The sequence below is a fragment of the Mesorhizobium sp. WSM4847 genome, assembly GCF_055811335.1.
The window spans coordinates 23,373-39,985 of the sequence record NZ_JBVVPY010000016.1 but is presented as its reverse complement, the minus strand read 5'-3'; the positions used below and the strand labels follow the sequence as shown (position 1 = coordinate 39,985).

Sequence of the window (16,613 nt, the reverse complement as noted above, 5' to 3'; positions counted from 1 at the left end):
TTCCTTCCTCAGGGCTTCCCCGATCTAGTGTACGGTGTTGCCCGTCAGGTTAGCGCATGGATCGAAGCGTCATTTGCCCACCAACTGGCCACACCGGCACGGTCGGATTAGGCCTCGAGGAAGTCCAGGGCCTTTTCCACGAAGGCGCGGTGATACTGGAAAATGGCCGTATGCCCGCCGTCCTCGTACAGGACCAGCTCGGCATTGGGGAAGCGTCGTGCCAGGTCGACGGAATTGCTGGTGGGCACCATTCTGTCGTGATCGCCATTCACCACGAGCACCGGGTGCCGGACACGCGATAGGTCGGCAGGGCGCTCAAGGCCAAAGGCACGGACTGCCTTGAGCTGCTGGCTGAAAGCGCCGAGGGCGATGGGCTTGTCGCGGTCATTGGTCCGTTCCTTCAAGCGCTGCAGAAACTCGCGCGCCGCCTTCTTGCCGTTGGGGCTTTGGGTGAAGAAGAGGTAGTTCTTTGGGTCCCTGATGGTCAGCGCGGCGCGGATCATGTCGAAGATGGTGACGAACGTCACCCTGTCGATGCCGGTACCCCCGGCTGGGCCGGTTCCCGCGAGGATGATCTTGCGAACCAGATTAGGCTCCAGCTGAACAATCGCCTGGGCGATGAAGCCGCCAAGAGATAGGCCGAGCAGATCGACCTGCTCGAAGCCGAGGGCGCGGATGAAGGCGATCGCGTCGCGGGCCATCGCCTCCACCGTGTTGGGAGTGGACCCGCCTGATGCGCCAACACCACGGTTATCGAAGGTGATAACGCGCCGTTTTGCGGCAATGCCATCGACGACCCGGGGATCCCAATTGTCGAGTACCGCACTCAGATGAGTAAGGAAGATCACCGGTACCCCGGTTGTGGGCCCGAGCTCCCGGTAGGCGAATTTCGTACCGTCGACGTCGACCGTTTTCGTCGGCACGTCCCTGTGTTTGATGATCGCGGCAGGTCGCGACAGATGATGCACGTTCATGATGGTTTCCTTTCTTCCGGCTTGCCGTTCTCGTGGGGCTGGAGCAGCGCCTTCGCCGCCACCGCGCCAGCCTCAAGAATGCGATCGGACAGTTCGGTTCCGTTCACCGCGCGGGACAGCTCAAGCGTGCCGATCAGGGTCGCGAAGACGCCAAACGCGACAGCCTCGGGATCGCGAGCGTCGGGCGTAAGCTCGGCCGCTACCTGGCGTACGAGCTTGAGCAGGTGCTCGGCGTAAACTTGGCGCGTCTCGATCGGCTCACGCGCAATTTCGGGCAACAGCGCGGCTGAAGCGCAACCTTTGCCTGGATTGTCTCGGTGTTCCGCCGACAGATACGTATCGATGGCCAATGACGCGCCGCCGGCGGCCAACAGCTCCTGGATCTGGGCCGTCTGAACCTCCAGGGCGGCCGCCAAACTCTCACGCACAAGCGCCGCCTTGGACGGAAAATGGGGATAGAAAGCTCCATTGGTCAGTCCCGCCTCGCCCATGATGCCGGCGAGACCTGATGCAGCGATGCCGTCGGAGCGAAACCGTTCGGTCGCTACATCCATGATCCGCTGCCGCGATGCTTCCCTCCTGCCTTTCTCGTAGCGCATGTTTTTCTCCTTCGATCAGCTATTGAATTACGACCATATTATCATTAAGTGACCATAATGCAATAGGGCGAGGCACCGGAGATGTCGATCGGGCGCTCCGGGTCTCCTCACTTTAGGAAAGCTGCAATGAAGGCCTTCTTCGTCGATCGATATGCAAAGAAAGCTCGCCTACGGCTTGGAGAGGTTCCAGAGCCGGAAGCAGGGGACAATGACCTGCTGGTGCAGATCCATGCCGCCAGCGTCAATCTGCTGGACTCCAAGATCAGGGACGGAGAATTCAAGCTCATCCTGCCCTACCGCCGACCCTTTGTCGCAGGCCATGACGTGGCCGGAACGGTCATTCGCGTCGGCGCGAAAGTCCGACAATTCAAACCGGGCGACGAGGTCTATGCGCGAGCGCGCGACGGTCAAATCGGAGCGTTCGCTGAATACATCGCCATTAATGATGCGGACGTGGCCCTGAAGCCAAAGAACCTCAGCATGGAAGAGGCTGCGTCCATTCCCCTGGTGGGGCTGACCGCCTGGCAGGCGCTGGTTGAAAAAGCGAAGCTGAAGAAAGGACAGAAGGTCTTCATTCAGGCTGGTTCCGGTGGAGTGGGGACATTCGCCATCCAATTGGCAAAGCACCTCGGCGCAACGGTCGCCACGACAACAAGCGCGTCGAACGCGGATATGGTCAGGAAGCTGGGCGCCGATGTCATTGTCGACTACAAGAAGGATGACTTCGAGAAAGTCCTTTCGGGCTACGATGTCGTCCTGAATAGCCAGGACAACAAGACCCTCGAAAAGTCCCTGCGTGTGTTGAAGCCAGGTGGCGTCGCCGTTTCGATCTCCGGTCCGCCCGATCCTGGGTTTGCCAGGGAGAGAGGGCTGAACTGGGTGCTGAACCTGGTCATGCGCGTTTTGAGCGCAGGCATCAGGCGACGGGGGAAACGCGCAGATGTCCGATATTCGTTCCTGTTCATGGCGGCCAATGGCGGGCAGTTGACAAAAATCACGTCGCTCATCGAAACGGGCGTCATCCGCCCGGTTATAGATCGCGTCTTTCCGCTTGAGCAGACCAACGAGGCATTGGCATACATTGAACAGGGCCGGGCCAAGGGCAAGGTCATCATCAAGGTCAAATAGCTTGTCGGCGCAACGCGGCACAAGCGAATGAGCTTGCGCGTGCTTCCTCCGACAGGGCTTCCGCCAACCTAATGCTCGATTGGTCCTTTCGGCATGACGATCGCGGTGCCGGCGGTTGTCGGACGCTCGATCATGCGGCGGACGCGCGGCGGCTCGTCGCCGCTGTGCAGCGCCCTCAGGCGCTCGCCGACAACGGCGTCGGCGTGGGTGGCCCGCTTGTTGTGGCGGATGTATTCGAGCCATGTCGGCGTGTGATAGTGCTCGATCCATATTGCGGGATTTTCGAGATCGCGCGCCAGCGTCCAGTTGCGGGCCCCGTCACGGCGGCGGATGCGGCCGCGCTCGGCCATGGTGGCCAGGAATTCCGGCACGTCCTCCTCGCGGATGATGTATTCGATCATGATGGCGATCGGGCCGCTGCGCAGTTTTAGGTCGAGCGCAAGGTGCGGCTCCTTGAAACGGTTCAGCGGATCGAGGTTGAGCACCGCCTGCTGCGGCAAGGGCAGCAACAGGCCGATCGCGCCGCCCGCCAGCATCGCGACGGCGGCCGCGGTCAGCGCGAACTCGGCGCCCTGCGCATCGGCGACGACACCCCAGATCCAGCTGCCGAGGGCGATGCCGCCGAAGGTCGCCGTCTGATAGACCGAGAGCACCCGGCCGACCACCCAGCGCGGCGTCGACATCTGCACCGTGACGTTGAAATGCGCCAGCGCGACCACCCAGCAGGCGCCGCCGATGAGCAGCCCGAGCGACGTTTGCCAGGCCTGATCGCTGACGGCGGCATTGAAGGCGCAGAGCGCAAAGCCGGCGAATGCCATGCGCACCATCGTCTCGCTCGACAGGATCTGCCGCAGCCTGACGCTGATCAGCGCGCCGCCGACGGCGCCGATGCCGAAAGCACCGAGCATGATGCCGTAGGTCAAGGCATCGCCCTTGACGACATTGCGCGCCACCAGCGGCAGCAGTGCCAGGACCGCACCGGCGCTGAAGCCGAAAGCCGCACCCCTTACCAGCACCTTGCCGATATTGGGCGACATCGCGACGTAGCGCAGGCCAGCACCCATCGCCGCGCCCAGCGTCTCGCGCGGCAGTGTCGAGGCCGGCAATTCCGGCTTCCAGCGGGCCAGCACGATGATCAGCCCGACATAGCTCAATGCGTTGGCGGCAAAGGCCGCTGCAGCACCTGCGGCGGCAACGATGATGCCGCCGATCGCCGGGCCGACGCTGCGCGTCAGGTTGAAGCCCAAGGAGTTGAGCGCGACGGCCGCCGGCAGCTTGGCGCGCGGCACCATGTCGCCGACAGAAGCCTGCCATGACGGGTTGTAAAGCGCCGTGCCGCAGTTGATCAGGAAGGCGAAGGCCAGCAGCGTCCACGGCGTTATCAAGCCGAGATAGGTGAACACGGTCAGCAGAACCGAGACGATCAGCATGAAGATCTGGGCAATCAGCATGACCTTGCGCCGGTTGAAGCTGTCGGCGATGGCGCCGGCAACGAGCGCAAACAGCATGATCGGCAAGGTAGTCGAGGCCTGGACCAGCGCAACCTGATAGGACGAGGTGGCGATCGTGGTCATCATCCAGGCGGCGCCGACGCCCTGGATCAAGCCACCGAAATTCGAAACCAGACTGGCGGACCATACGGCGCGGAAAATGCCGTGTCGGAACGGCGCCAGCGCCGAGACGCGTTCGCTGTCCGGCTCGTCGTCGATCATCGATGCTTCCCCGACTTCAAATGCTGCGTTCTTCCAGAATCGGTGCCCTCATGCCGTCCTAGAAGTAGAGCATGACCTCGCAAAGGGCGAACGCCTTTTCAAAGAAGATCATGGTCCAACAAAGAGATAGCGGTGGCGGGAACAGGTCGGCGGCCATTCTTGCAGGCCGCGTGAAGCGCTTCGGTGAGGTGTCCGACTTTCTGTCCGCCGCGCCCGCTGCCTGCTGCCGTGAACCGATAAACGCGAACGGCTGAGATTGGTGGGAAGCGGACTGGCGGCTTCAGGATTTTGTCTTCGATTGCAAGCATCAGCCCGTGCGAGCATCGCTACGAGCAACTTCTCTGCGGACTTGGCAACAGAATCCGCCTGCTCCAAGAACTCGGCGCGTTGTGCAAAAAATACTTAGCGACTTGACGAAGTTTTTGCTTGCGCCACCGGCAAATTGGGCGATAGTTAGCAACATGGCTAAGCATGATCTTGATCTCTCGCTGCTCTTCCACGCGCTCGCTGATCCGACCCGCCGGTCGATCCTGACCCGGCTCGCCGAAACACCTGCGCGGGTAACGGATCTGGCTGGGCCCACGGGGCTGCGGCTGCCCACGGTGATGCGGCACCTTTCCGTGCTGGAGGAGGCAGGGTTGATCACCACGTCCAAGGACGGGCGGATACGCACCTGCGCCATCGTACCCGAGGCTCTGGATCCAGCGCGAACATGGCTCGATGAACAGCGGGCCATCTGGGAAGCTCGGCTCGACCGGTTGGACGCATTTGTGATGAATGTGATGAAGAAGGAGCGCGCAGAATGACACAGAACCTCGCTACAAACAGTGCGACCCGTGCGGTGCCCGATGATAGGAAGGGCCGTTTTGCGACGCTGACCTTCGAACGGGACGTGGCCGCGCCATTGGCCGTGCTGTGGGAGGCTTGGACGGCGCCGGCCGCGCGGGCGATCTGGGCTGCGCCGTCGCCCTCGGTCACCGTGGAGTTTTTGGAGGCCGACACCAGGGTGGGTGGACGCGAGATCTCGCTCTGCAAGGCAGAGGGCCAGCCGGACATCCGCTGCGAGTGCGGCTGGCTGGTGTTGCAGCCAGCGCTGTGCAGTGTGAACTACGAGGTGATCTCGTGCGAAGGCGTGACGCAATCAGCAGCGCTGGTGACGGCAGATCTCTCAGGCACGCACGAGCGCAGCCGGCTAGTCGTGACGGTGCAACTTTCCTCGCTGGCGCAGGACATGGAAGCAGGCTACCGGGCGGGCTTCGGTGCCGGCCTGGACAACCTCGCGGGCGCGGCCGAACGAACCATGGTGCTGCAGCGGGTGATTCAGGCGCCGCGGTCCATCGTCTGGGGCGCGTGGATGAACCCTGAAACGCTGCCGCAATGGTGGGGGCCGGAAGGCTTCTCCTGTCGAACGAAGAGGATCGACTTGCGAGCGGGCGGCGAGTGGGTATTCGACATGATCGCGTCTGACGGCACGGTTTTCCCGAACCATCATCTCTATAACGAGGTCCGGCCCGAAGAGAGGATCAGCTATACGCTGCATTGGGGCGAGAACGGGCCGAAGCATGCCGACGCCTGGGCCTCGTTCGAGGATCAGGACGGGGCAACGAAGGTAACGCTGGGCATGGTATTCAGCACGGCTGCCGAGTTCCAGGAGGCGAAGGGCTTCGGTGCCGTGGAACTGGGACTGCAAACTCTTGGCAAACTGGAACGCTTCGTCGCATCCCGCTGAAATGCTGCGACTTCCCGTCGGCCCGAATCAGGGCATGTGACGAGGTCCTCATCCATGTCGCGCCCGTCGTCCTTGGCGACGGCATCCGCCGCTTCAGTCAGAGGGCATGGAGCCGGTCAGGCTGGAGAAGACCGAGGTCTCGGAAGCGGGTCTGATCACCAACATGCGCTTCCGCTTCGCGGAATTGGGCCGAGAATTCACAAAGGGATACACGAAGAGGAGTGTTCTATGAGAAAACTGATCATATGGGACATGGTGAGCGTCGACGGCTTCTTCGAAGGTCCCGACAGGGACATCAGCTGGTTCGTCTTCGAAGAAGAACTCGAGAACTATATTCGTGAGACCCAGGAAAACGCCGACACGCTGATCTTCGGCCGCGTGACCTACGAGCTCATGGCAGCCTATTGGCCGTCCGAGCAAGGCTGGATCGCGGATTTCATGAACAAGATCGAGAAGTTGGTCTTCTCGCGCACGCTGAAAAGCGCCGACTGGAACAACACGAAGCTCTTCAACGGCAATGTCGCGGAAGAAATCTCCAAGCTGAAGACCAGGGACGGCGGAGACATCTTCGTGTTCGGCAGCGCCGACCTCACGGCGACCCTGATGGAGCACGGCCTGATCGACGAGTATCACCTCGGCATCAACCCCGTCATTCTCGGGAGAGGCACGCCGCTCTTCAAGGGCGGCCCGAGCCGGACACCCCTGAAGCATCTCGAGACCAAGACGCTCAAGTCAGGTGTTGTCATCCTCCATTACGCGCCGGAGAGCAGACAATGACGATCGAGGGCCCGGGGAAGTGGCGCGCTCCAGACGATCGGCGGCCAAGTGGCGCAGCTGCCATCACCGCTGCGCTCTCGGGTCAAACGCCCGGGGCAGCCCTTTGGGCGACATGCATTACCGATCCTCGAATCCGGTCAGCACGCCGACCGCATTGATGCCGATTTCCTCGACGGCGTAGCCGCCTTCCATGACGAACAGCGTCGGCAGGCCGAGCTTGGCGATGCGACGGCCAATCCTGGGATAGTCGGCGCTTTTCAGCTTGAACTTGCTGATCGGGTCCTTCTCGAACGTGTCGACGCCGAGCGAGACGACTACGACCTCGGGAGCGTAAGCCGCAAGTTTTGCGCAGGCGTCCTCCAGCGAAGCATTCCAGGCATCCCATGCGGTGCCGAACGGCATGGGGTAGTTGACATTGAAGCCTTCGCCGGCGCCGGCGCCGCGCTCGTCGGCATGGCCCAGGAAAAACGGATATTCGGTCATCGGGTCGCCATGCAGGTTCAGCACCTGCACGTCGCCGCGGCTGTAAAATATCTCCTGCGTGCCGTTGCCGTGATGGTAATCGACATCGAGGATCGAGACGCGCCTGGCGCCCTGGTCGCGGAACCATTGCGCGGCAACCGCAGCGTTGTTGATGTAGCAGTAGCCGCCCATGAACGCAGCGCCGGCATGATGGCCGGGCGGGCGGCAGAGCGCGAAGGCTGATATCTCGCCGCCCTTGACCAGAGCGGCTGCAGTCAGCGCCACATCATAGGACGACTTGATCGCCTCCCAGGTGCCTTTGACGAAGCTGGCGCCGCCGTCGAAGGAGTAAAAGCCAAGCAGCGCATCGATGGTTTGCGGGCGCACATCGCCGCGCAGGCCGCGCGTCGGCCAGGTGAAGGGGATGGCCGAGCCCGTCCGGCCCGACGCTTCCCAGAGCGGCCATACGGTCGGCAGGAAATCGATGAAGTCGCTGGTATGCACCTGCCTGGCGGCTGCGAGGTCGTGCGTGTCGGGCGGCAGCACCGTGCCGAGCTTTTCGCTCTCCACCCTCGCCTTGATGAACTCGGCGCGCGAGGGCTTCTCGAAGGCCGGCACGATGGCGCCCGAAATGAGCTCGAAATTGCCGGCATGACGGGCGTGAAGAGGGGAGAAAACAGTCTTCATTTTGGCGGCCGGCTCGCTCTTCGGGTTGCGTATCCGTCATTGACGAATTGCTTTGTGGCAGAGAGTTTCAGCCCCGCCAAGAGGCTTTCCCGGATCGTTGTTGCGAGTGGCAGCGGCGGCTTGCCAGACGCCAATACTCTGCTAGCCTTAGCTCAAACGGGAGAAAATTATGCCGCCATCGGCCGATCTGATCGTCGAGAACGCCAGCATATTGACGATGGATCCCAATACTCCCCGCGCCGAAGCCATAGCGATCAAGGGCGGCGAAATCATTGCGATCGCAGATCGCGCGACCGTGCTGGAGCACAAGGGATCCGGCACGCGCGTCATAGACGCCGAGCGCGGCTCCGTCGTTCCCGGCTTCATCGAAGCGCATATGCATCTTTTCGGCGGCGCGGCCGAACTCGATCATCTCCAACTGATGGGCGTCCACGGTTTCGATGCGCTTTGCGATGCTGTGCGCAACTATGCCGCAAAGCGGCCGGATCTATCCGTCCTGCAGGCGCAAGGCGCCGACTATACCATCCTGTCGGCGACGGAACGGGTCAGCCGCCATCACCTCGACCGCATCCTTCCGGATAAGCCCTTCGTCATGGCGGCGCCCGACCACCACACAATGTGGGCGAACACCAAGGCACTGGAATTGGCCGGCCTGCTTGGAGGCAAGCGGCTTGGTCCCGGCAACGAGATCGTCATGGGCGACGACGGGTTGGCCGGTGGCGAATTGCGCGAGGGCGAGGCCTTTGGGCCGCTGATCGCGCTGGCCGGCGAGGAGCGTGTGCGGCTCGGCCTGGCCACCGGCGGCGAGCCGGACCCGAAGCCGACGCCGGCGGAGCAGGCCTCCGACCGGGCGATCATGCGCCGCGGGCTTGAATGGTGCGCCAGGCACGGCATCACCTCGATCCAGAACATGGACGGCAATTTGCACCAGCTCGAACTCCTGTCCGAGATCGAGGCCGAGGGCGACTTGCTGTGCCGGGTGCAGGTGCCGTTCCACTACAAGAACTTCATGACGCTCGACATGCTCGACAAAGCCTCTGATATGGCTGAGCGATACGCGGGCGAATGGCTGTCGTCCGGCATGGTCAAGATGTTTTACGACGGCGTGCTGGAAGGCTGGACCGCGGTGATGGTCGACGACTATGCCGACCGGCCGGGCTGGCGCGGTGAGCCGCTGTTTACGCCGGAGCATCTCGCCGAGGTGGCGGTGGAGGCCGACCGGCGCGGGCTGCAGGTCGCCGTGCATTCGATCGGCGACGGCGCGGTGCGCGCGGTCCTCGATGGTTATGAGGCGGCGCGGCGGAAGAACGGCAGGCGCGACAGCCGGCACCGGGTCGAGCATATCGAGGTGGTCACTGCCGCCGACATACCGCGCTTCGCAGAGCTTGCCGTCATCGCCTCGATGCAGCCGCCGCACCCGCCCGGCGCCATGGACTTCCCGCTGGAGCCGACGCTTTCGCGCATCGGCCGCGAAAGATGGCCGCTGAGCTATGCCTGGCGGACGCTGAAGCAGGCGGGCGCGCATGTCGTCTTCGCTTCCGACTGGCCGGTATCGCCGATCGATCCGATCCTGGGCATTCAGGCGGCGGTGCTGCGCAAACCTTGGGCAGAGGGCGATCCCGACCAGAGCTTTTCGCTGCATGAATCACTAGCGGGCTACACGGTGGAAGGCGCCTATGCCGAGTTCATGGAGCACCGCAAGGGCCGCCTCAAGGCAGGCTTTATGGCCGATCTCGTGGTGCTCTCAGCCGACATCGAGGCGACCGCGCCGGAAGCGCTGCATACGGTGCGGCCGGTGACGACGATCTGCGGCGGCAAGATCACCTACCAGGCCTGACGGTGGCACGGGAATTGCGTTCTGGATCGACATTCAGATGTGTGCTTGCCAAGCCATGCGCCGTGTGCTGACAATCGAGTGGGAACTGGATCCGCCAGAAGAGCGGACACAAGAATGGGGTAATCGTGCCGGAACAACCGGGTAAAAGTGCAATTGAAGTTCGTGGCGTCCGCAAGGTCTTCGGTAGCGGGGAGTCACAGGTCGCCGCCCTCGACACGGTTTCGGTGTCGATCCGCGAAAATGAGTTTTTTACGCTGCTTGGCCCGTCCGGCTGCGGGAAGACGACGCTGCTGCGGCTGATCGCCGGCTTCGACTTCCCGAGCGCCGGCGAGATCTTGCTGCACGGCCAGGACATAGCGCCGCTGCCGCCGTTCAAGCGGCCGGTCAATACCGTGTTCCAGAACTATGCGCTGTTCCCGCATATGACGGTGGCCGAGAACATCGGCTTCGGCCTCGAAATGCTCGGCAAGCCCAAGGCCGAAGTCAGGGCGCGGGTCGCCGAGATGCTGAAGCTGGTCAAGATGGAGGCGCTGAGCAACCGCCGCACCAGCCAGATTTCCGGCGGCCAGCAGCAGCGCGTGGCGCTGGCGCGCGCTCTCGCGCCGCAGCCAAAAGTGCTGCTGCTCGACGAGCCGCTGTCGGCGCTCGACTTCAAGCTGCGCAAGGAGATGCAGATCGAGCTGAAGCGGCTGCAGCACGAGACCGGCATCACCTTCATCTTCGTCACCCACGACCAGGAAGAAGCGCTGACCATGTCGGACCGCATCGCGGTGATGTCGTCGGGCAAGATCCTGCAGGTCGGCACGCCCTGGGACATCTACGACAAGCCGGCGGAGCGCTTCGTCGCCGACTTCATCGGCGAAACCAATTTCCTGACGGCGGCCATATCTGGCATGGGCAACGGCAAGGCACGCGCAACGCTCAAATCCGGCGCGACGATCGACGCGACCGTGGCTGAGGGCTTCCTGCCGAAGGACAATGCCACCGTGGTGGTCAGGCCCGAACATGCCAAGCTGACCAGCGGCAAGGGCGACCTGTCGGGCACGGTCGAAAACATCGTCTATTTCGGCACCGACACGCACATCCATGTTCGCCTGGACAGCAGCGAGAGCTTCACCGTGCGCCAGCAGAACTCGCGCAGCGCCGGCTGCGGTTTCGAGCGGGGCGACAAGGTCGGCATTTCGATCGGCAACGACGCCGCGCAAGTGCTGAGGGACTGATGGCGAGCGCAGAACAAGTCGCGGAGGAAGCCGAGCGGCGAGAGATCCGCGATCGCTGGCTGCTGTCGGCGCCGGCACTGATCATCATCTTTCTCGCCGCGACCGGCCCGCTGCTGATCGTCGTGATCTATTCCTTCCTGACGCCTGGGCCGTATGGCGACGTGGTGTGGAAATTCTCGACCGACGGCTGGCTGTCGGTGCTGATGCAGCGTGACATCTTCGACGATACGCTGGCCTTCGCCGACGCGCATCTGTCGATCTTCTGGCGCTCGGCCAAGCTGTCGTTTTTGACAACGATCCTGACGCTGCTGTTTGGCTTCCCGACCGCCTATTTCATCGCCACACGGCCGCCGCGCCAGCGCGACATCTGGCTGTTCCTGATCACCATCCCGTTCTGGACCAATCTCTTGATCCGCACCTTCGCCATCCAGGAGGTGATCCGCAATGAGGGCCTCGTCAACACGGTGCTGGTCAAGCTCGGCATCATCAGCCAGCCGATCCAGATGATGTTCACCGATTTCGCGCTGATGGTCGGCATGACCTATGTCTATCTGCCGCTGATGGTGCTGCCGCTCTATGCCAGCATGGAAAAGATCGACTTCCGGCTGGTCGAGGCGGGTTACGACCTCTATGCCAACCGTTTCCAGGTGCTGAGGCGCGTCATCATCCCGCTGGTCAAGCCCGGCATCATCGCCGGCTCGATCCTGGTCTTCATCCCGGCGCTGGGCGCCTATGTCACCCCGCGCGTGCTCGGCGGGTCGAAGAATATGATGCTCGGCAATCTGATCGAGCTGCAGTTCGGGCAAGGCCGTAACTGGCCGCTCGGCTCGGCGCTGTCGCTGTCGCTGATGGCGATCGTGATGGTCGCGATGCTGTTGTATGTCCGCTCCGTCGGGCGCCGGGGTGGTGCGCATGGCTAGCCGCTTCGACATCCGCCGGCAGACCGGCTTCACCACCATCGCCATGATCTGCTTCTTCGCGCTGTACCTGCCGATCGTCACGCTTGTCGTCTATGCCTTTAACGCCGGCAATTCGATCGCGATCTGGGAAGGCGTGTCGCTGCGCTGGTTCTACCAGGCCTGGAACAACAACCAGGTCGTCGATGCCGCCATCCGGTCGCTGCAAATCGCTTTGGTCGCCGCGACTGTCGCCACCATCGTCGCCACCATGGCTGCACTCGCCACGACCCGAACCAAACCCTATCCCGGCCTCGGCTTCAAATACGCCTTCATCAACCAGCCGCTGATGGTGCCGGAGATCGTCACTGCGGTGGCGCTGCTGATCTTCTTCTCGCGCATCAAGATCTGGACCGGCTATTCGGGGCTGGGCTACCTGATGGCGGCGCATACCGCTTTTTGCATTCCCTTTGCCTATCTGCCGATCCGGGCGCGGCTCGAGAGCATGGACCTGTCGCTGGAGACCGCGGCGGCCGACCTCTACGCGACACCCTGGAAGGCATTTAGGCGCGTCACCTTTCCGCTGCTGTGGCCAGGCATCCTTGCCGGGTTGATGCTGGCCTTCGTCATCTCGCTGGATGACGTCGTCATCACCGAGTTCGTCAAGTCCGGCGGCCAGGACACGTTGCCGACCTACATGCTCGGCCAGTTCCGGCGCTTTATCACGCCGGAAATCAACGCAATTTCGACGGTGTTCCTGCTGATCTCGATCTTGATCGTCACCGTCTTCTTTTTCATCAGCAGGAAAAAGGATCACGAGTGACAGGAGAGATACGATGAAGTGGAAACTGACTGCGACGGCGCTCAGCGCCGCGCTGTTCGCCTCGGCGGGTCTCGCCCGCGCCGACGGCGAACTCAACATCTACAATTGGGGCAACTACACCAGCCCCGAGCTCGTCAAGAAATTCGAGGAGACATACAAGGTCAAGGTGACAGTCACCGACTACGATTCCAACGACACCGCGCTGGCCAAGATCAGGCAGGGCGGCAGCGGCTTCGATGTCGTGGTGCCCTCGGCGAGCTTCGTGCCGATCTGGATCCAGGAAGGGCTGCTCTTGGAGACAGAGCCGGACAAGATGGAGAACTTCAAGAACATGGATCCGAAATGGGTCGATGTTCCCTTCGATCCGGGCCGCAAATACACCGTGCCGTGGCAGTGGGGCACGACTGGCGTCACGGTCAACACCGCAGTCTACAAGGGCGATCCCAACACCTCGGCCATCTTCCTGGATCCGCCGCCGGAACTGGTCGGCAAGATCAACGTCGTTCCCGAAATGGCCGACGTCATGCATCTCGCCATCAGATATGTCGGCGGCGAGCCGTGCACCGGCGACAAGGAGGTGCTGAAGAAGGTGCGCGATGTGCTGGTGGCGGCAAAGCCGAAATGGATTTCCATGGACTACGGCACGGTCGAGAAGTTCGCCAAGGGCGACTTCGCCGCCAGCGTCGACTGGAACGGCGCGTCGTTTCGCTCCCGCCTGCAGAACAAAGATATCGTCTTTGGCTATCCGAAGGAGGGCTATCCAATCTTCATGGACAATCTCGCGGTGCTGAAGGACGCCAAGAACGTCGAGAACGCCAAGCTGTTCCAGAACTTCGTCATGGCTCCCGAGAACGCCGCGATGATCTCGTCTTTCGCGCGCTACGCCAACGGCATCAAAGGATCGGAAGCCTTCATGCCTGAGGACATGAAAACGGCGCCGGAGGTCAACATCCCCGCCGAGTTCGCCGACAAGGGCACGTTCATGCTGACCTGCGCGCCCGACGTGCAGGCACTCTACACCAGGATCTGGACCGAACTGCAGAAGTGATCGCATCGTTGACGGACCCGGCGGCGGGCGCCGCCGGGTCCGTTTTCATATTGCCGGGACGCATCTCATGACTTCCTACCGCAATAGTGAACCGGCGCCGCCGATCATGCAGGGCTCACCGCCCAAGATGGTGCCGCCGAAGCTCGACTGGGACAGGGGACCCTGGAATCGGTGGGCATTCCAGCACATCCGCGAAATTCTGCCGACCGTCGAAGTCTGGCGCGGCAATGGCCATCGCCGCCGCTTCGAGCGGACCGAGGTCGATCTCGACGCGCTGCCGGTGGGCGGCAGCACGGGGCAGCCTTCGACGCTGGCCGGGCTGCTGGACGAAACCTATACGGATGGGTTCCTCGTGCTCAAGGATGGCAAGATCGCCTATGAGCGCTATTGCAACGGCATGACCGAGCGCACGCTGCATTTGTCGCAGTCGATGGCCAAGTCGGTCACGGGCTCGGTGTTCGGCATACTCGCCGGGCGCGGCCTGATCGATCCCGCCATGCCGGTGACGACCTATCTGCCGGAGCTGGAAGCTACCGGCTGGGCCGGCGCCAGCGTGCAGCATGTGCTCGATATGACGACCGGCGTGCGTTTTTCCGAGGAATACACCGACCGCTATTCCGATATCGGCCAGGTCGATGTCGCCAGCAGCTGGAAGCCGGTGCCGCCGGACAGCGACCCGGCCTTCGAGTGGCCATCGCATATGTTCGAATTGATCCTGCGGCTCAAGAAGACAAGCCGGCCGCATGGCGCTGCGTTCGAATATCGTTCGATAGAGACCGACGTGCTCGCCTTCATCATGGAACGGGTGACCGGCAAGCGGCTGGCGCAACTGGTTTCGGAAGAACTCTGGCAAAAGCTCGGCGCGGATGAAAGCGCCTGCTTCACCGTCGACAGCGCCGGCTACGCCATCGCCGATGGCGGCTTCAACGCCACGCTGCGCGACTATGGCCGTTTCGGCCAGCTGATCCTCGACCATGGCGGCGGTGTCGTGCCGGCCGACTGGATCGAGGCGACGCGCACCGGCAGGCACGGACCGGACTTCAATCCCAGCCTGCCGCAAGGCAGCTACCGCAACCAGTTCTGGATCGAGGACCCGCGTTCGCGCGCGCTGATGTGCCGGGGGGTGTTCGGGCAGCTGATCCATATCGACTGGAACAGGAGAATGGTCGTGGTGAAGCTTTCGAGCTACCCCGATTTCACCAGCATCGCCTTTTCGGTGGCGACGATGAAAGCCGTCCACGTGATCGCCGCCGCGCTTGGCTAAGTGACGGTTTGGAAACTCTACTCTGGCGGCCATCTGATTTCGAAACAGTCTCTAAGTTCCTAAAAACCGGAAGGAAAAGCCATGACCGGTAAGACCGCGTTCGAGACCAGACATGGCTTTGCCCGCAACAAGGTGCTGCTCGGCAACTGGCGCGAAAGCCCGCTCAGCCGGTGGTCGTTCCAGAATGTCGGCGAGTTGGTGCCGAGCGCACGTGTCGCTGCAGCGTCAAGCGGCAGTGAGGCGCCGGCACAAGATCTTGACGGGCTGCTTGACGAAAAGGTCGCGCTGACCGGCGGCGCCGAGACTGTTGCGGCCTTTCTCGCGCGCTCCGACACCGACGCGCTGACGATCACGAAAGCCGGCAAATTCGTCGGCGACTGGTTCGCACCGCATATGGAGTTCGGCGCGCGCCACATCATCTTCTCGATCAGCAAGTCGCTGACCGCCATTCTGGCCGGCATATTGGAAGGCGAGGGAGTTTTCGATCCGCAGGCGCCGGTGACCCGCTATCTGCCGGAAGCTGCCGGCTCGGCCTATGGCGATGCCAGCGTGCGGCATGTGCTCGACATGAGCGTCAGCCTCGACTTCGAAGAAGCCTATCTCGATCCGGAAAGCGCCTTTGCCCGCTATCGCCGCGCGACGCTGTGGAATCCGGGCGGCGGCATGGAAAGCCTGGCCGACTTCATGCTGACGCTGCAGCGCCTTGACGAGCCGCATGGCCGGACGTTCCGCTACCGCTCGCCCAATTCCGACCTGCTCGGCATCCTGCTCGAACGCGCGTCCGGCCAGCGCTTCGCCGAGTTGATGCACGAGAAATTGTGGCTGCCGCTTGGTGCAATGAGCGAAGCCTCGGTGACAGTCGACATGGCCGGCACTGCGCGCACGGCCGGCGGCATTTCGGTGACGCCGCGCGATCTGGCCCGGGTCGGCGAGATGATGCGGCAGGGCGGCATCGCCCATGGCCGCCGCATCGTGCCGGAAGCCTGGGTGCGCGACACTGTCAGCACAGGCGGAGACACGGACGCCTGGCAGCGTGGCGCGATGGCGTTCCGCTTCCCGCAAGGCCGCTACCGCAACAAATGGTACCAGACCGGCGCGGCCAGCGGCGCTTTTTGCGGTATCGGCATCCACGGCCAGTGGCTCTACGTCAATCCCAAGGCGGAGGTGGTTATCGCCAAGATGTCGTCGCAGCCTGAGCCGGTCGACGAGCCGCTCAGTATCGATATGGTCACCTTCTTCGATGCGCTGAGCCGGATGGTCTAGCAGGGCAATCGTATCCGACTGGCAATGTCAGCGCTGCCCCTCATCCGCCTGCCGGCCCCTTCTCCCCGTATAGTGACGGGAGAAGGGGGCTGGCCGCACCGCGGCGCTATTTTTTGCAACGCTGGTCGTTGGCGAAACCCTTTGCGAAGGCGTCTTTCTCCCCGTCACTATACGGGGGAAATGCCCGGCAGGGC

15 protein-coding genes are annotated in these 16,613 nt (G+C 62.7%); 11 read left to right on the top strand and 4 right to left on the bottom strand.

The annotated features are described in order from the left end of the window. Positions 1-107: 107 nt before the first annotated feature. Positions 108-974, bottom strand: coding sequence for an alpha/beta fold hydrolase (locus AC0L28_RS22345; protein WP_023798031.1), 867 nt, complete (start codon positions 972-974; stop codon positions 108-110). Next, positions 971-1,573 carry a TetR/AcrR family transcriptional regulator gene (locus AC0L28_RS22340; protein WP_023798030.1) on the bottom strand — a complete coding sequence of 201 codons (603 nt, stop codon included), beginning with the start codon at positions 1,571-1,573 and terminating at the stop codon, positions 971-973. The genes AC0L28_RS22345 and AC0L28_RS22340 overlap by 4 nt, the downstream gene beginning before the upstream one ends. A 126-nt stretch (positions 1,574-1,699) precedes the next feature. Between AC0L28_RS22340 and AC0L28_RS22335 the strand changes: the two genes are divergently transcribed. Next, a complete protein-coding gene (locus AC0L28_RS22335; RefSeq protein WP_473480197.1) occupies positions 1,700-2,701 on the top strand; it encodes an NADP-dependent oxidoreductase in 1,002 nt (333 codons plus the stop codon). 68 nt (positions 2,702-2,769) lie between these two features. Here the strand turns inward: AC0L28_RS22335 and AC0L28_RS22330 are convergent, their stop codons facing one another. After that, positions 2,770-4,413: an MFS transporter gene (locus tag AC0L28_RS22330; RefSeq protein ID WP_287064630.1), complete on the bottom strand. Its 1,644-nt coding sequence runs from the start codon at positions 4,411-4,413 to the stop codon at positions 2,770-2,772. 461 nt (positions 4,414-4,874) lie between these two features. On the opposite strand from AC0L28_RS22330, the gene AC0L28_RS22325 reads away from it, so the two are divergent. The 3 genes from AC0L28_RS22325 to AC0L28_RS22315 all read left to right on the top strand — a co-directional run bounded on the left by AC0L28_RS22325 (position 4,875) and on the right by AC0L28_RS22315 (position 6,919). Then, a complete protein-coding gene (locus AC0L28_RS22325) occupies positions 4,875-5,219 on the top strand; it encodes an ArsR/SmtB family transcription factor (RefSeq protein WP_023798026.1) in 345 nt (114 codons plus the stop codon). Further along, positions 5,216-6,142, top strand: a complete 927-nt coding sequence (locus tag AC0L28_RS22320) for an SRPBCC family protein (RefSeq protein WP_023798025.1) — start codon at positions 5,216-5,218, stop codon at positions 6,140-6,142. The genes AC0L28_RS22325 and AC0L28_RS22320 overlap by 4 nt, the downstream gene beginning before the upstream one ends. Before the next feature lie 228 nt (positions 6,143-6,370). Then, entirely contained in the window at positions 6,371-6,919 is a 549-nt protein-coding gene (locus AC0L28_RS22315) for a dihydrofolate reductase family protein (protein WP_473480194.1), read from the top strand. Between the two features lie 117 nt (positions 6,920-7,036). Here the strand turns inward: AC0L28_RS22315 and AC0L28_RS22310 are convergent, their stop codons facing one another. Then, entirely contained in the window at positions 7,037-8,068 is a 1,032-nt protein-coding gene (locus AC0L28_RS22310) for a histone deacetylase family protein (protein ID WP_473480192.1), read from the bottom strand. A gap of 169 nt (positions 8,069-8,237) precedes the next feature. On the opposite strand from AC0L28_RS22310, the gene AC0L28_RS22305 reads away from it, so the two are divergent. The 7 genes from AC0L28_RS22305 (at position 8,238) to AC0L28_RS22275 (ending at position 16,419) form a co-directional block, all read left to right on the top strand. Further along, the gene (locus AC0L28_RS22305) at positions 8,238-9,905 is read left to right on the top strand and encodes an amidohydrolase (protein WP_473480190.1); all 1,668 of its coding nucleotides are present in this window, start codon (positions 8,238-8,240) and stop codon (positions 9,903-9,905) included. 125 nt (positions 9,906-10,030) lie between these two features. Further along, the gene (locus AC0L28_RS22300) at positions 10,031-11,125 is read left to right on the top strand and encodes an ABC transporter ATP-binding protein (RefSeq protein ID WP_128173738.1); all 1,095 of its coding nucleotides are present in this window, start codon (positions 10,031-10,033) and stop codon (positions 11,123-11,125) included. Next, positions 11,125-12,045, top strand: coding sequence for an ABC transporter permease (locus tag AC0L28_RS22295; protein ID WP_128173737.1), 921 nt, complete (start codon positions 11,125-11,127; stop codon positions 12,043-12,045). Before AC0L28_RS22300 ends, AC0L28_RS22295 begins: the two co-directional genes overlap by 1 nt. After that, entirely contained in the window at positions 12,038-12,844 is an 807-nt protein-coding gene (locus AC0L28_RS22290) for an ABC transporter permease (protein WP_128173736.1), read from the top strand. Before AC0L28_RS22295 ends, AC0L28_RS22290 begins: the two co-directional genes overlap by 8 nt. A 13-nt stretch (positions 12,845-12,857) precedes the next feature. Continuing rightward, positions 12,858-13,892 (top strand): ABC transporter substrate-binding protein, encoded by a 1,035-nt coding sequence (locus AC0L28_RS22285; protein WP_128173735.1) that lies wholly within the window; start codon positions 12,858-12,860, stop codon positions 13,890-13,892. 67 nt (positions 13,893-13,959) lie between these two features. After that, positions 13,960-15,156: a serine hydrolase domain-containing protein gene (locus tag AC0L28_RS22280; protein ID WP_128173734.1), complete on the top strand. Its 1,197-nt coding sequence runs from the start codon at positions 13,960-13,962 to the stop codon at positions 15,154-15,156. An 81-nt stretch (positions 15,157-15,237) separates the two neighbouring features. Beyond that, complete coding sequence (locus AC0L28_RS22275; RefSeq protein ID WP_128173733.1) at positions 15,238-16,419, top strand: serine hydrolase domain-containing protein; 1,182 nt, start codon at positions 15,238-15,240, stop codon at positions 16,417-16,419. Positions 16,420-16,613 lie beyond the last annotated feature (194 nt).

Excerpts from the sequence above, each read along its gene's own strand:
- AC0L28_RS22305 (WP_473480190.1), top strand. The coding sequence starts at position 8,238 with ATGCCGCCATCGGCCGATCTGATCGTCGAGAACGCCAGCATATTGACG.
- AC0L28_RS22330 (WP_287064630.1), bottom strand. The coding sequence starts at position 4,413 with ATGATCGACGACGAGCCGGACAGCGAACGCGTCTCGGCGCTGGCGCCG.
- AC0L28_RS22315 (WP_473480194.1), top strand. The coding sequence starts at position 6,371 with ATGAGAAAACTGATCATATGGGACATGGTGAGCGTCGACGGCTTCTTC.
- AC0L28_RS22325 (WP_023798026.1), top strand. The coding sequence starts at position 4,875 with ATGGCTAAGCATGATCTTGATCTCTCGCTGCTCTTCCACGCGCTCGCT.
- AC0L28_RS22295 (WP_128173737.1), top strand. The coding sequence starts at position 11,125 with ATGGCGAGCGCAGAACAAGTCGCGGAGGAAGCCGAGCGGCGAGAGATC.
- AC0L28_RS22310 (WP_473480192.1), bottom strand. The coding sequence starts at position 8,068 with ATGAAGACTGTTTTCTCCCCTCTTCACGCCCGTCATGCCGGCAATTTC.
- AC0L28_RS22320 (WP_023798025.1), top strand. The coding sequence starts at position 5,216 with ATGACACAGAACCTCGCTACAAACAGTGCGACCCGTGCGGTGCCCGAT.
- AC0L28_RS22335 (WP_473480197.1), top strand. The coding sequence starts at position 1,700 with ATGAAGGCCTTCTTCGTCGATCGATATGCAAAGAAAGCTCGCCTACGG.
- AC0L28_RS22290 (WP_128173736.1), top strand. The coding sequence starts at position 12,038 with ATGGCTAGCCGCTTCGACATCCGCCGGCAGACCGGCTTCACCACCATC.
- AC0L28_RS22285 (WP_128173735.1), top strand. The coding sequence starts at position 12,858 with ATGAAGTGGAAACTGACTGCGACGGCGCTCAGCGCCGCGCTGTTCGCC.
- AC0L28_RS22340 (WP_023798030.1), bottom strand. The coding sequence starts at position 1,573 with ATGCGCTACGAGAAAGGCAGGAGGGAAGCATCGCGGCAGCGGATCATG.
- AC0L28_RS22280 (WP_128173734.1), top strand. The coding sequence starts at position 13,960 with ATGACTTCCTACCGCAATAGTGAACCGGCGCCGCCGATCATGCAGGGC.
- AC0L28_RS22275 (WP_128173733.1), top strand. The coding sequence starts at position 15,238 with ATGACCGGTAAGACCGCGTTCGAGACCAGACATGGCTTTGCCCGCAAC.
- AC0L28_RS22345 (WP_023798031.1), bottom strand. The coding sequence starts at position 974 with ATGAACGTGCATCATCTGTCGCGACCTGCCGCGATCATCAAACACAGG.